We start from the raw sequence: 12,905 nt of genomic DNA, 5'->3' as shown, positions 1-12,905 counted from the left end.
CTGTACCCAGCGGAGCATCATAAAATGGTAAATTCTCGTTTTGAATCCAAATCCACCTGCGAGCTTTTGCAATGAGCATCAATCGACGTTCCAAGAACATCACCCAGGGCGTGGCCCGTTCGCCCAACCGCGCCATGTACTTCGCCATGGGTTACAAAGACGAAGACTTCAACAACCCCATGATTGGCATTGCCAACGGCCACTCCACCATTACACCTTGTAATAGCGGATTGCAGCCCCTGGCCGATGCCGCGGTGAAAGCCGTCAAGGAAGCTGGTGGCAATCCACAAATTTTCGGTACCCCCACCATTTCCGATGGCATGAGCATGGGCACCGAGGGTATGAAGTATTCATTGGTCTCCCGCGAGGTGATTGCCGATTGCATTGAAACAGCCGTGCAGGGCCAGTGGATGGACGGTGTACTGGTCATTGGCGGCTGCGACAAAAACATGCCAGGCGGCATGATCGGCATGGCTCGCATGAACGTACCCGGCATTTACGTGTACGGCGGCACCATCAAGCCCGGGCGCTACAAGGGCAAAGATTTAACCATCGTGTCTGCATTTGAAGCAGTGGGCGAATTCACCGCTGGCCGAATGAGTGAAGAGGATTTCAAAGGCATCGAGAAAAACGCCTGCCCAAGCTCGGGTTCTTGTGGTGGCATGTACACCGCGAACACCATGAGCTCCGCCTTCGAGGCGCTGGGTATGAGCCTGCCCTACTCCTCAACCATGTCGAACATCGACGCTGAGAAGGTCACCTCAACCGAAGAATCGGCTCGCGTGCTGATTGAAGCGGTTCGCAACGACCTAAAGCCCCGCGACATCATCACAAAAAAATCCATTGAAAACGCTGTGGCGGTGTTGATGGCCACAGGTGGATCAACCAACGCCGTGTTGCACTTCTTGGCCATTGCGAAAGCCGCCGATGTCGCGTGGGATTACGAAGATTTCGAACGCGTTCGCCTTCGCACCCCAGTGATTTGTAACCTGAAGCCTTCTGGTCAATACGTGGCCACCGACCTGCACGATGCCGGCGGCATTCCGCAAGTCATGAAGGTGCTACTCGAGGCCGGTTTGTTGCACGGCGATTGCATCACAATCACTGGCAAAACCATCGCAGAAACATTGGCAGACATTCCTGCGGTGCCTCGCGCCGACCAAAATGTCATCATGCCAATCGAAAAAGCCTTGTACAAGCAAGGCCATTTGGCGATTTTGCGCGGTAACCTGGCACCCGAAGGTGCGGTATCCAAAATCACAGGCCTGAAAAACCCGGTAATTACTGGCCCAGCCAAAGTGTTCGACGACGAACAAAGCGCGATGGACGCAATTCTGGGTGACAAGATCAAAGACGGCGATGTGATTATTCTTCGCTACCTGGGCCCCAAAGGCGGTCCTGGCATGCCTGAAATGCTGGCACCCACATCGGCCATTATCGGCAAGGGTTTGGGCGAAACAGTGGGCTTGATCACCGACGGTCGTTTTTCAGGCGGCACATGGGGCATGGTGGTGGGTCACGTTGCACCCGAAGCCTATGTGGGCGGCCCAATTGCACTGATCCATGAAGGTGACTCCATTACCATGGATGCACACCAAAAGCTGCTACAAATCAATGTAAGCGATGAAGAATTGGCGAAGCGCCGCGAAAGCTGGGTGAAGCCGAAGCCACGCTACACAACCGGTGTACTGGCAAAGTTTGCAGCCTTGGCCAGCAGTGCCAGCAAGGGCGCCGTAACCGATGGCGACCTGGATTTGTAAAACTCTTCTGTGCTTTATCTAAACGGAAAACCCCGGCGCTGGCGTCGGGGTTTTTTGTTTTGAAAATGCCTTATTCTTGCCTCCAACTGGCGCATCCTGAATTGTTGTCGACGAACATCCAAACCAAGCCAGGGCTCAAAAAACTCAAACCAACAAATTGCCATGAGAAAAGGCACCGCAATGGAAAACCATTCCCAATTGCTAACAGGATGTACACCGCCAAGTTTCATTGTGAGCAAAAGGATGCCCAGAAGGATAAAAACCATGCTGTTTCACATGACAAACAACCGTGTTGTCTGCCAAAATGACGCCCGAGACGTTATTAATGTGATAACTGTAACAAAGTGAGGAGTTCAGTATGATCAAGCAAATGGGTGTCTTGGCAATTGCAGCCACCATGGTTGCTCTACCGTTGTCTGCCAGCGCCGATGAAGCATTGGCCAAGAGCAAAGCCTGCTTGGCCTGCCACCAAGTTCAGAAAAAAGTAGTTGGCCCAGCGTTTAAAGACGTGGCTGCCAAGTACAAAGGTCAAGCAGGTGCAGAAGCAATGCTGGCCGGTAAAATTAAAAATGGTACCAAGGGTGCCTGGGGTCCAGTTCCCATGCCCGCTCAAAACGTAACTGAAGAAGAAGCCAAGAAATTGGCGGCCTGGGTACTGACTCTGTAAGAAGTTCTCCGGTGTATCTTAAAAAAGCCAAGGTGTTGCGCCTTGGCTTTTTTTATTTGGCGTGCACGAATCAGTTCACCACTTTCACAGGAAACTTGCCTTGAGGACCATACGAATTCAAGGTGACCGCAGCGTTCAGCACATCGCCCACTTCGTCAAAGGCAATGGTACCAATTACACCGTCGTAACGTATGTCTTTCAGCTTCGGTAAATATTTTTTCGGATCTGCCGACTTTGCATTTTTCATGGCCATGCCCATGGTCATTACTGCATCGTAGACAAACGGCGCATACACCTGAATGTCAGTCTTGAATTGGGCCTTGAATCGCTTTTCAAATGCAGGGCCACCCGGCATTTTGCTCAAGGCCATACCGCCCTCGGCGCACAATACATTGGAGCCCACGTTGTCTCCGCCCAAACGCATCAATTCAGCCGTGCAAATACCGTCGCCACCAATTAACTTGGCCTTGATGGACAGTTGCTTCATTTGGCGCAGCATGGGCCCTGCCTGCGCATCCATACCACCATAAAAGATCACGTCAGGATTCACGCGTTTGACCGAAGTAAGAATGGCTGCAAAGTCAGTGGCCCTGTCATTGGTGTAATGCCGCTCAAGTACTTTGATGCCTTTGGCCTCCAGTTGCTTGGTGAAAATATCAGCCAAAGGTTGCCCGTAACCCGTGCGGTCATCGATCACCACCACGCGCTTTGCCTTCATCTCGTCGACCGCGTATTTCGCCAAGGCAACCCCCAATACGCCATCGTGCGCAATTACCCTGAATACAGACTCAAAACCCTGTTTTGTAATTTTTGGCGTGGTAGCCGAAGGAGTAATTTGCGGAATGCCGCAATCGTAGTAAATACGGGAAGCCGGAATTGTAGTGCCACTGTTTAAATGCCCGACAATTCCATTGACCTTCATGTCGCACAATTTTTGCGCCACAATTGCACTGGTTTTCGGGTCGGCGGCATCATCTTCTGCAATCAGCTGAAATTTGGCAGTACCGCCATCCAACTGAATTTTCATTTTGTTCAAATCGTCAATTGCCAACCTTGCGCCCGATTCGTTGTCTTTGCCATAGTGCGCCTGTGGACCGGAAAGCGGTGCAATGTGCCCAATTTTGACCAACACTTCCTTGGCGCTGGCCATACCACCTGTAAACGTCAGTAACAAGGGTGCAAGCAACACGGCATGTTTCAAATGCCGGGAACGGGAAAGGTTCATGACCACCTCCAACTTATTTTTATGATTGATTTATGCAATGTAGCATCTAAACCGGTAATTGGTTTGCCTGTCAATTAACTGACTTCTTTCTGAAAAATTTCGCAGTACTTTCGCGCGAATTGCTCTATTCTTTTTCCGACACACCTTATTTCAACTGCTTTGGCGTACATGGATATTTTTGCGCAACAACTGATCAACGGCTTGGTGCTGGGCAGTATTTATGCCTTGGTGGCACTCGGATACACCATGGTTTACGGCGTATTGGGCTTGATCAATTTTGCACATGGCGAAGTCGTCATGATCGGCGCCATGGTCGCTTTCAGCGCCATTACTGTGTTTGTCGGCATATTTCCAGAAACGCCTGGCTGGATACTTTTCCTGGTAGGCGTACTGTGCGCAGTGCCCGTGTGCATGTTGGTCAGCTTCTTAATTGAACGCTTTGCGTACCGTCCCTTAAGAAATGCACCACGCCTTGCCCCTTTAATTTCTGCAATCGGCGTATCAATTATTTTGCAAACTCTCGCCATGATTATTTGGGGGCGAAATTACCTGATATTTCCAGCCACCTTACCCACAGACCCCATCGTTTTACACACCTTTGCACCAATCGCAGAAAGCGATTATGAAAGGATTGTTTCCATCACCCCCGTGCAACTCCTTATCGTTGTGGTGTCGGCTGCGCTTATGTTTGGCCTTACCTACACAGTGAACAAAACCCGTCTGGGCAAGGCCATGCGTGCCACATCCGAGAATCCGCAACTGGCCGGGCTTATGGGAATCAACGCAAATTCAGTGATCGCCGCAACATTCGTCATTGGTGCAGCTTTGGCGGGTGTGGCCGGTGTCATGGTGGCAGCCAATTATTCAGTGGCCCATTTTTACATGGGCTTTTTACCTGGGCTAAAAGCCTTCACGGCTGCAGTACTTGGCGGCATTGGCAATATCTACGGCGCCATGTTGGGTGGTCTGCTTTTGGGAATTGTCGAAAGCCTTGGTGCTGGTTATTTGGGCCAATTAACGGGCGGCTTTCTGGGTTCTCACTATCAGGATATTTTTGCCTTTGCCGTGTTGATTTTGGTGCTTACCCTTCGACCATCCGGTCTGTTGGGCGAAAGGGTGTCGGATCGCGCATGAGCAAATTGTCCAACCGCCATCAACAAATCATCGGATTTTTGCTGGTTGCAATTGCACTGGCTGCTTTGCCCTGGGTGGCAGGTTTAATTGGTAACAGCTGGGTTCGCATCCTGAACATTGCATTGCTATATGTGATGCTGGCCTTGGGCCTGAATATCGTGGTTGGCTTTGCCGGGTTACTCGATCTGGGTTACATCGCTTTTTATGCAGTAGGCGCTTACGTTTACGGTTTGCTCGCCTCTCCCCATTTAACGGATAACTTCGAAACCGTTGCCGCGCTGTTTCCAGAAGGCCTGCATCTTTCGATCTGGCTGATGATTCCCTTGGGTGCATTGATCGCTGCAATTTTCGGTGTGCTGCTCGGTGCCCCCACGCTTCGACTGCGGGGCGACTACCTGGCAATTGTTACCTTGGGGTTTGGCGAAATCGTTCGACTCTTTTTGAACAACCTGAATGCACCTGTCAACATTACCAATGGTCCGCAGGGCATCAACATGATTGAGCCTGTTCAAATAGCAGGTGTTCGCTTTTCACGCACGGTCGATATTTTCGGCATCGATGTGCCAGCACTTCACCTTTACTACTACTTGTTTCTGGCACTCACGCTGATCATCATCGTGGTGTGCATGCGCCTGCAACACAGTCGAATTGGCCGCGCGTGGACAGCGATTCGAGACGACGAAACCGCAGCAAAATCCATGGGCATCAACACCCGCAACATGAAGCTGTTGGCCTTTGCGCTGGGGGCCTCGTTTGGTGGTGTTGCGGGTGCCATGTTCTCTGCCTTCCAGGGCTTTGTCAGCCCGGAATCTTTTGGCTTGATGGAATCGATCATTGTGCTTTGCATGGTGGTACTGGGTGGCATGGGCCACATTCCAGGCGTGGTTTTAGGCGCATTGTTGCTGGCTGGTTTCCCTGAAATTCTTCGGCAAGTGGTTACCCCTGTTCAAGAGTTTTTATTTGGCACCGTGCTGTTGGATGCAGAAATTCTGCGCTCTCTAATTTACGGCCTCACCATGGTCTTGGTAATGCTGTATCGCCCAGAGGGGCTTTGGCCACAACGCAAATGAGCACAACTTTGTTTAGCGCCACTCACCTTAAGAAAAGTTTCGGCGGCATTGCAGCTGTCGATGATGTCAGCTTGAGCATTCAGGCAGGGGAAGTTGTCGGACTGATCGGTCCGAACGGGGCTGGCAAAACCACCTGTTTTAACTTGATCACAGGGTTGTATATGCCCGATGGCGGCCAGCTGGCATTTAAGGGAAAAGTCTACAAACCAGCTTCACCCCATGTGATTGCGCGTATGGGGCTGGCACGGACCTTTCAAAACATCCGCTTGTTCAAAAGCATGACGGCGCTTGAAAATATAGCGGTAGGGATGCACGGCAAAACACGTCAAGGTGTATTGGGTGCGGTGCTTCGCACCCCGGCGCAGCGCCGTGAGGAACAACACATTCAACAACGGGCCGAGCATTGGTTAAATTACGTTGGCATTGGCGCTTACGGCAATCACCTTGCGGGGCAATTGTCCTACGGCGATCAGCGACGCCTGGAAATAGCACGGGCCTTGGCCAGCGAACCCGCACTGCTTGCTCTGGATGAACCAGCCGCGGGCATGAATGCAAGCGAGAAATTGAAACTGCGTGAGCTATTGCTTCAAATTCGAGAGGACGGGAAATCGATATTGCTGATCGAACACGATGTCAAACTGGTCATGGGCATTTGTGATCAGGTGACTGTGCTCGACTACGGCAAAGTCATCGCCCAAGGTACACCAGTACAAGTCCAGCAGAACCCTGCCGTGATTGAAGCCTATTTGGGAGGGCTTCACCATGGCTGAAGCCATGCTCCACATTCAAGGCCTTACAGTGGCCTATGGCGGTATTCAAGCGGTCAAAGGTTTAAGTTTTCAGGTACAGCAGGGGGAACTGGTGTGCCTGATCGGTTGCAATGGAGCAGGCAAAACCTCGACCATGAAAGCCATTGCAGGCCTTCTGCCATTTCAAGCCCTCACTGCCAGATTCAATGAAACGATAGACCTGACAACCCTGCCTGCGCACCAAAGGCTGCCCAACGGATTGGCCCTGGTACCCGAGGGTCGAGGAATTTTTACCCGAATGACAGTACTTGAGAATCTTGAACTGGGCGCCAACACACGCCTTCAGGCCGGTGTACCCAAGGCACAAATTCTTGCTGATCTCGAGAAAATGCTGACTCTGTTCCCACGCATCAAGGAACGACTGAAACAATCCGCGGGAACCTTGAGCGGCGGAGAGCAACAAATGCTGGCGGTGGCCCGCGCCTTAATTGGAAAACCCAAGTTACTGTTACTGGACGAGCCCAGCATGGGCCTGGCCCCCTTGATGGTCGAGAAAATTTTTGAAGTCATTGAACAGGTGCACCGTGAAGGCATGACAATTTTGCTGGTGGAGCAGAATGCGCACATTGCCTTGCAACTTGCCAACCGCGCTTACGTGATGGACTCAGGCTTGATCGAATACGAGGGCCTGGCCAGTGAGTTGATCAATGACCCCAGAATTCGTGAAACTTATCTGGGACAAGTGTCGCAATAAATCGAAGTGAATTTATTGTGCATCGGCCATGGACGTAAATGAGTCGGCGTAAAACTCATCGTCGGGCAAGCCACATTGCGCAGTGAAATCACGCTGGGCCGACTCGATCACAATGGGTGCGCCGCAGGCATACACCTGGTGCCCACTCAAATCAGGAAAGTCTTGAATCACTGCCTGGTGCACAAACCCGGTTCTTCCTGCCCAGTTGCAATCGGCAGTGGCATCGGAAAGCACAGGAACAAATTTGAAATTTGAATACTCGGCAGTCCATTGCATTGGCAAATCCAGCATGTACAAATCTGCCTTGGTTCGCGCCCCCCAATACAATACGAAGTCGCGCGTATTGTTTTTAAAGAAAGCCTGTTCAAGCAATGATTTAATGGGGGCAAAGCCAGTACCGCTGGCAAGCAGAACCACTGGTTTTGTAGAATCATCACGCAAGAAAAATGTACCGAATGGTCCTTCAAAACGCAAAATCTCTCGTTCTTTCATCGTGCTGAATACACGATCAGTGAACAAACCGCCTGGCATGTGTCGAATGTGCAGCTCGATACCACCTTCCTGATACGGCGCATTGGCCAAGGAATAGCTGCGGCGAGACCCGTCACGCAACATGAACTCAATGTACTGCCCCGCATTGAATTGCAGCACCTCATTGGCGGGCAATTGCAATTTGAGAACAGCCACATCGGTCGCGGGTTTCTCGATACTTTGCAAACGGCAAGGCATTTTTTTAATGGGTATATCACCCAAACCGGAAAGTTCTCGTACCTTCAACTTCACCGGGCTCAAGGGCTTTGCACAGCAGGTGAGTACTTTTCCGCGCACGCGCTCTTCTTCGCTTAACGCACGCGACTGGTAGGTGCCGTAATCCACCTGGCCTTCAATCAAATCAGCCTTGCACGATCCACATGCGCCGTCTTTGCAGCCATATGGCAAAATGACATTTGCGCGCAGTGCTGCCGACAACAAAGTGTCATCAGACTCGCATTCATACTGTTTTTGACTGGGAAGAATTTCTACGTTGTGAATCATCAAACTACTTTCCGTGACATCGACAAACCCGATGGGCTATTTTTCAAACGCAGTTTGCCCCGTCGCTTCAGGCAAAGCAATGTGAGCGTTGCAGGCTGCGGGCAAGTGGGCTTGGTCTTGTTGCAAACCTTTCCAGATCAACATTTTACAGCGACTTATCGCCCTGGGGCGGAGACTGAGGCAAAGCGTGCCGCCATCTTGGCACACAAGGCTCGCCCACTGGCCATTGACCTGAATTCAAAAAGCTCGCTGCTGCGTTTGATCGCGCTGGGGCACCGAATTATCTGGATGGCACCACCCAACTCGACTATACAAACAGACAACACACTGAAGAAACTGATTTTGTGGGCCGCCACGCGCGCAAAGGCGTACAACAAACCTGCACCGCGCATTAGCTATGTATCAACAACCGGCGTTTACGGTAATGCGCAAGGGCAATGGATCAACGAATACACACCGTTGAATGCACAATCGGACAGGGCCAAACGGCGAGTCCATGCCGAGCAACAACTGCGAATGGGTTTAAAACTTGGCGTACATGTTCACCTGCTTCGTGCCCCGGGTATTTATGGTGACAACCGCTTGCCAATCGATCGAATTAAAAATGGCACACCCGCCTTGCTGCCCGATGAAGACGCATGGTCCAACCACATTCACGAACTGGATTTGGGCCGTTTAAGCCGCTGGGTAAACTACAAGGGTGGTGTATTTGAGGTACTGAACGCTTGCGATTCCAAACCCAGCAAAATGGGAGACTACTTTGACTTGGTGGCCGACGCATTTCAACTGCCACGCCCACCCCGCTATTCAAGGGCAGAAGTGAAACAAATGGTCAGCCCCATGATGTGGAGCTTCATGTCGGAATCACGGCGTATTGAATCAATGAACCAGAGAAAACTGGGATTCCGCCTGCGCTATCCCAGCGTGGCCGACTTTCTCGCCGTGAAATCCTGAGTGAACGTCAACTGCTTTTTCAGGCAAACATTTTGTCGATATTTTTGTCGATTTCAGCCTGAATTTTCCCCTTGAATGCTTTCAACATAAAGCCCAGGGAAATATCAACGGTCACGTCTTTGTCAGTGACATCAAGCTTGCCCTTCACACCAGAGCGCGTGAAATTCAGGGTGTTGCCCTGCCATTGGCTATCCAGCTGGAATTCTTTTTGCAGTTGATCAGCCAATTTTTGGGCAGTTTGCCTGGCTTCTTCCAGGGTTAAATTGTGTGCTTTGCGGGCATGAATATCAGACATATCGGCTCACTCTTGAAGGTGTTATAGCCGCATATTAACCCAGCGCGAGTTCACACGGTAGAGAACCAAAAATCGAACGCCATTTTAGATGAAGGTGTCAGATCATTCTCAAAGCCCACAACTCGCTTGGCAAAGCGCATTTGAGAATCAATAATTCGTTTGAAAATTCGACTGTTGGCCGATTCCCTGGCGATAATTTTACGCCACGCGGTCAACTGCGCCTTCAAAATATCATCGGGTGTGACGTAATACCGAACACCCTGCTTGCGGCGCATTTCCTCGTAGTCAGTTGAAAACCGGTCGGAGGCCTTCCAGCTTAAATCGGCTGACGAGGCCTGCAAGGCGTACCGAATAATGGAACGCATGGCAAAGGGCAAACTGTCAAAACGCTGTTTATTGAAAATAACCTCAAACACTTCACTGCTTTGATGAAAGCTGCGAATCATGCACACCGAAGACACGCTGGGAAAACCCAGGGCGCGGTCTGAACTGGGGTTGTTGAACTCCGCAGCATCAATCAAACCTTTGTCCAGCCAGGGCACAATGTCTGCAGGTTGCAAGGCCGTGGTGATCAAGCCAAGTTCTTTGAATACCTCAGCTGCAAGCCCCACAGCCCGAAAACGCATTTTGTCGAGATCCTTGATGCTCTCGATGCGATTTTTAAACCACCCCAAAGGTTGTGGTGTCAAAGGCCCGTACATAAAGCCCTGAATGTTCAGGTTCATCTCTTTTTGAACCAACTCGTCGTAGAGCTGTTGACCGCCACCGTACTGAAACCAGGCCAGAATCTGGTTCGAACTCATACCGAAGCTCGGGCCACTTCCAAACAGGGAAAACGCCGCATGGCGATCGTGCCAATAGGTGGGGACTCCGTGACCGCCGTCGAGCTGCCCCTTGTGCACGGCATTTTGAATACCGAACGCTTTGACGATGCTGTTGGTGGGGTACACATCGATACGCAGCTCGCCGCCCGACATGTCGTTCACCTTTTTGGCAAAGTCTTGGGCAAACTCATTGAAAATGTCTTTGGTGGGCCAGGTGCTCTGAAACTTGAACACAATTGGCTTTGCTGTTTTGACCGAAGCAGCTGACTGGGCAAGCACAGGGGCCGCCATGGCTCCTGCAGCGCCTGCCACCAAAGCCTTTTGTACAAAACGTCGCCGGGAATCGTCGCGCATACTTATTTACCGACCAGAATAAGATGCACTCGATAGGGGCCATGGGCACCCAAAACAATTGTTTGCTCAATGTCTGCCGTGCGCGATGGGCCAGACACAAAATTCAGCGCACGTGGCATGACACGCCCTTCTTTTCGCAAAAGCTCAAATGCATCTTCCATGGTGTGCACCACTTGGTCATCACGAACAATTGCAATGTGTGTTTCAGGCAAAAGGTGTGTACTTGCGGGTTCATCTACTTTGCTGGCAAACACCAGTGTACCGGTTTCAGCCACCGCACAGGCCACTGCGCTGATGCCAATCAAGTCGTCACCGGTGGGTGCGCCAAGGCGCTTCTCATGCGGCAAAACCGACCAGTCAAGTTCATTCAATGCTGGCCAAATGGCAACGGTACCGGCTAATTCATTCTCGGCAAGGTAAGAAGCGCAAGCTTGAGTCACCTCGCCAAGAGACTTTACCCGTTGCACCGTACACAGCATCGCCCTGGATTTTTCCTCAAACAGGGCAACCACGTGTTCAACCGGGCTGGGTGCCGGGCCTCGGGTTTTTCGGGTCATATAACTCTTGGCCAGAGTCATTTCATTGTCGTGCATCGTTTCAGGCCGGGATTGAAGGCTGCGAATCCGATTCAGAATTTCTGACCGCGCCGCGGAGGTATCCAGATCATCGTCATTGAAAGATTGGCTCAAAGTACACCTTTAAGTGCGGCTCGAAGCCGCGAGTAGTTATTACCCAACACAGGTATTCGTGACAATCATTATAGAAAAAGCACGCCGCAATCGCCCCTAGGGTATGCCCCATGCCAATTGGTAAATTCGAGCGGAGGTTCAGGTGCAATGCAGCCCAATCGATTACAATGACTTGTTATCTTGCTTAACCAATCATTTTCACCATGACACACGTAGTTACCGAGTCTTGCATTAAATGCAAATACACCGATTGTGTGGATGTTTGCCCAGTCGACTGTTTCCGCGAAGGTCCCAATTTTTTGGTGATCGATCCCGACGAATGCATCGATTGTGCTGTTTGCATTCCTGAATGCCCTGTCAATGCAATTTATGCCGAAGAAGACGTACCCGCTGCTCAGGTCAAGTTCATTGACATGAACGTGGAGCTGGCCAAAGACTGGCCAAGTATCACGCGCATGAAAGCGCACCTGCCCGATGCCGATGACTGGAAAGACGTCCAAGACAAGTTGCAATACCTTGAGAAATAATCAACCTCGAGGCAGTTCCAATCGAGTAGTTCAATGAGTGAAGTTGAAGACAAATACACCCGGGAAACAATTACCAGCGTACGTGTCTGGGTGCCGGGCAAATTGTTTTCCTTCACTTGTAGCCGGCCAGCGGGCTTTCGCTTCACCGCGGGGCAATTCGCAAGGCTGGGCGTAGACAACACCCTGCAATTGCCGGGCGAACCTGAAATCATCTGGCGGGCCTACTCCATGGTGTCAGGCCCGTTTGATGAACATCTCGAGTTTTTCTCAATTGTCGTTCCCGACGGTGCTTTCACAAGCCACCTAAGCCAGCTTCAGGTGGGATCTCCCATCTACATCGACAAAACCAACTTTGGTTTCCTCACCACGGCACGATTCGAAACCGGCAACGACCTTTGGCTGTTGGGATCAGGTACTGGCCTGGCACCATTTCTTTCGATTCTTCACGACCCACACACTTGGGAACAGTTTGAAAACATTGTGCTGGTTCACAGCGCCCGCACAGCCGAAGAACTGGTCTATCAAGAGATGATCAATGGTTTTGTTGAACACCCAGTGCTCAGTGAACTGATTGACAACGTCAAAAAACGGTTTGTTTATGTGCCGGTGGTTACCCGTGAAAAAGTCCACAACTGTTTGGGCGAGCGAATTACCACGCTACTGGAACAAGGTGCCTTGACCGAATATACTGGTTTACCCATCAACATTGAACGCAGTCGTTTCATGATTTGTGGCAACCCCGAGATGGTCACCGATATTCGTAAAGTATTGAAATCAAAAGGCTATTCCCCTGCACGCCGAAACAGCCCTGGTGAAATTGCCGTTGAAAACTACTGGTAATCGAAGAATCACTCAAACATGTTGCAAT

The 12,905-nt window shown here is 50.9% G+C and carries 15 protein-coding genes; 9 read left to right on the top strand and 6 right to left on the bottom strand.

All coding sequences use genetic code 11. From position 1 onward, the window contains the following. Positions 1-71: 71 nt before the first annotated feature. On the top strand, positions 72-1,760 hold the full coding sequence (ilvD, locus tag ACVL1J_RS03675; protein WP_341237270.1) for a dihydroxy-acid dehydratase: 1,689 nt from the start codon (positions 72-74) through the stop codon (positions 1,758-1,760). Between the two features lie 14 nt (positions 1,761-1,774). Here ilvD and ACVL1J_RS03670 read toward each other — a convergent pair whose 3' ends face one another. Next, positions 1,775-2,026: a TIGR04438 family Trp-rich protein gene (locus ACVL1J_RS03670; RefSeq protein ID WP_159568706.1), complete on the bottom strand. Its 252-nt coding sequence runs from the start codon at positions 2,024-2,026 to the stop codon at positions 1,775-1,777. Between the two features lie 92 nt (positions 2,027-2,118). On the opposite strand from ACVL1J_RS03670, the gene ACVL1J_RS03665 reads away from it, so the two are divergent. Next, positions 2,119-2,427, top strand: a complete 309-nt coding sequence (locus tag ACVL1J_RS03665; RefSeq protein WP_159568707.1) for a c-type cytochrome — start codon at positions 2,119-2,121, stop codon at positions 2,425-2,427. Between the two features lie 70 nt (positions 2,428-2,497). Here ACVL1J_RS03665 and ACVL1J_RS03660 read toward each other — a convergent pair whose 3' ends face one another. Further along, complete coding sequence (locus ACVL1J_RS03660) at positions 2,498-3,577, bottom strand: branched-chain amino acid ABC transporter substrate-binding protein (RefSeq protein WP_341237284.1); 1,080 nt, start codon at positions 3,575-3,577, stop codon at positions 2,498-2,500. Positions 3,578-3,820: 243 nt separating this feature from the next. On the opposite strand from ACVL1J_RS03660, the gene ACVL1J_RS03655 reads away from it, so the two are divergent. From ACVL1J_RS03655 to ACVL1J_RS03640, 4 genes are read left to right on the top strand one after another with little or no spacing between them, the layout of a single operon-like run. Beyond that, positions 3,821-4,786, top strand: coding sequence for a branched-chain amino acid ABC transporter permease (locus ACVL1J_RS03655; RefSeq protein ID WP_341237271.1), 966 nt, complete (start codon positions 3,821-3,823; stop codon positions 4,784-4,786). Beyond that, complete coding sequence (locus ACVL1J_RS03650) at positions 4,783-5,856, top strand: ABC transporter permease subunit (RefSeq protein WP_159568709.1); 1,074 nt, start codon at positions 4,783-4,785, stop codon at positions 5,854-5,856. The genes ACVL1J_RS03655 and ACVL1J_RS03650 overlap by 4 nt, the downstream gene beginning before the upstream one ends. Then, positions 5,853-6,626 carry an ABC transporter ATP-binding protein gene (locus ACVL1J_RS03645; protein ID WP_159568710.1) on the top strand — a complete coding sequence of 258 codons (774 nt, stop codon included), beginning with the start codon at positions 5,853-5,855 and terminating at the stop codon, positions 6,624-6,626. Before ACVL1J_RS03650 ends, ACVL1J_RS03645 begins: the two co-directional genes overlap by 4 nt. Beyond that, on the top strand, positions 6,619-7,359 hold the full coding sequence (locus ACVL1J_RS03640) for an ABC transporter ATP-binding protein (protein WP_394672254.1): 741 nt from the start codon (positions 6,619-6,621) through the stop codon (positions 7,357-7,359). Before ACVL1J_RS03645 ends, ACVL1J_RS03640 begins: the two co-directional genes overlap by 8 nt. A gap of 12 nt (positions 7,360-7,371) precedes the next feature. Here ACVL1J_RS03640 and ACVL1J_RS03635 read toward each other — a convergent pair whose 3' ends face one another. Further along, on the bottom strand, positions 7,372-8,394 hold the full coding sequence (locus tag ACVL1J_RS03635; RefSeq protein WP_341237274.1) for a CDP-6-deoxy-delta-3,4-glucoseen reductase: 1,023 nt from the start codon (positions 8,392-8,394) through the stop codon (positions 7,372-7,374). On the opposite strand from ACVL1J_RS03635, the gene ACVL1J_RS03630 reads away from it, so the two are divergent. After that, positions 8,386-9,348 carry a Rossmann-fold NAD(P)-binding domain-containing protein gene (locus ACVL1J_RS03630; protein WP_341237275.1) on the top strand — a complete coding sequence of 321 codons (963 nt, stop codon included), beginning with the start codon at positions 8,386-8,388 and terminating at the stop codon, positions 9,346-9,348. The two genes, ACVL1J_RS03635 and ACVL1J_RS03630, sit on opposite strands and share 9 nt — an antisense overlap. A 19-nt stretch (positions 9,349-9,367) precedes the next feature. Here the strand turns inward: ACVL1J_RS03630 and ACVL1J_RS03625 are convergent, their stop codons facing one another. The 3 genes from ACVL1J_RS03625 to ACVL1J_RS03615 are packed head-to-tail and all read right to left on the bottom strand — an operon-like array spanning position 9,368 to position 11,510. Further along, the gene (locus ACVL1J_RS03625; protein ID WP_159568714.1) at positions 9,368-9,643 is read right to left on the bottom strand and encodes a polyhydroxyalkanoic acid system family protein; all 276 of its coding nucleotides are present in this window, start codon (positions 9,641-9,643) and stop codon (positions 9,368-9,370) included. 50 nt (positions 9,644-9,693) lie between these two features. Continuing rightward, positions 9,694-10,821 carry a TRAP transporter substrate-binding protein gene (locus ACVL1J_RS03620; RefSeq protein ID WP_159568715.1) on the bottom strand — a complete coding sequence of 376 codons (1,128 nt, stop codon included), beginning with the start codon at positions 10,819-10,821 and terminating at the stop codon, positions 9,694-9,696. 2 nt (positions 10,822-10,823) lie between these two features. Then, entirely contained in the window at positions 10,824-11,510 is a 687-nt protein-coding gene (locus ACVL1J_RS03615) for a LutC/YkgG family protein (protein ID WP_236550800.1), read from the bottom strand. 203 nt (positions 11,511-11,713) lie between these two features. Between ACVL1J_RS03615 and fdxA the strand changes: the two genes are divergently transcribed. Next, positions 11,714-12,037, top strand: a complete 324-nt coding sequence (gene fdxA, locus ACVL1J_RS03610; protein WP_159568716.1) for a ferredoxin FdxA — start codon at positions 11,714-11,716, stop codon at positions 12,035-12,037. Between the two features lie 33 nt (positions 12,038-12,070). After that, the gene (locus ACVL1J_RS03605; RefSeq protein WP_341237276.1) at positions 12,071-12,877 is read left to right on the top strand and encodes a ferredoxin--NADP reductase; all 807 of its coding nucleotides are present in this window, start codon (positions 12,071-12,073) and stop codon (positions 12,875-12,877) included. Positions 12,878-12,905: the final 28 nt, after the last annotated feature.

It is taken from the genome of Limnobacter sp. G6BE5S (assembly GCF_058448965.1).
The sequence above is the reverse complement of the archived record's forward strand: the minus strand, read 5'-3'. Positions and strand labels throughout refer to the sequence as shown.

What these genes read in the sequence shown, in the direction of transcription:
- ACVL1J_RS03650 (WP_159568709.1), top strand. Translation starts at nt 4,783, where the DNA reads ATGAGCAAATTGTCCAACCGCCATCAACAAATCATCGGATTTTTGCTG.
- ACVL1J_RS03665 (WP_159568707.1), top strand. Translation starts at nt 2,119, where the DNA reads ATGATCAAGCAAATGGGTGTCTTGGCAATTGCAGCCACCATGGTTGCT.
- ACVL1J_RS03605 (WP_341237276.1), top strand. Translation starts at nt 12,071, where the DNA reads ATGAGTGAAGTTGAAGACAAATACACCCGGGAAACAATTACCAGCGTA.
- ilvD (WP_341237270.1), top strand. Translation starts at nt 72, where the DNA reads ATGAGCATCAATCGACGTTCCAAGAACATCACCCAGGGCGTGGCCCGT.
- fdxA (WP_159568716.1), top strand. Translation starts at nt 11,714, where the DNA reads ATGACACACGTAGTTACCGAGTCTTGCATTAAATGCAAATACACCGAT.
- ACVL1J_RS03640 (WP_394672254.1), top strand. Translation starts at nt 6,619, where the DNA reads ATGGCTGAAGCCATGCTCCACATTCAAGGCCTTACAGTGGCCTATGGC.
- ACVL1J_RS03660 (WP_341237284.1), bottom strand. Translation starts at nt 3,577, where the DNA reads ATGGCCAGCGCCAAGGAAGTGTTGGTCAAAATTGGGCACATTGCACCG.
- ACVL1J_RS03670 (WP_159568706.1), bottom strand. Translation starts at nt 2,026, where the DNA reads ATGGTTTTTATCCTTCTGGGCATCCTTTTGCTCACAATGAAACTTGGC.
- ACVL1J_RS03635 (WP_341237274.1), bottom strand. Translation starts at nt 8,394, where the DNA reads ATGATTCACAACGTAGAAATTCTTCCCAGTCAAAAACAGTATGAATGC.
- ACVL1J_RS03645 (WP_159568710.1), top strand. Translation starts at nt 5,853, where the DNA reads ATGAGCACAACTTTGTTTAGCGCCACTCACCTTAAGAAAAGTTTCGGC.
- ACVL1J_RS03625 (WP_159568714.1), bottom strand. Translation starts at nt 9,643, where the DNA reads ATGTCTGATATTCATGCCCGCAAAGCACACAATTTAACCCTGGAAGAA.
- ACVL1J_RS03655 (WP_341237271.1), top strand. Translation starts at nt 3,821, where the DNA reads ATGGATATTTTTGCGCAACAACTGATCAACGGCTTGGTGCTGGGCAGT.
- ACVL1J_RS03620 (WP_159568715.1), bottom strand. Translation starts at nt 10,821, where the DNA reads ATGCGCGACGATTCCCGGCGACGTTTTGTACAAAAGGCTTTGGTGGCA.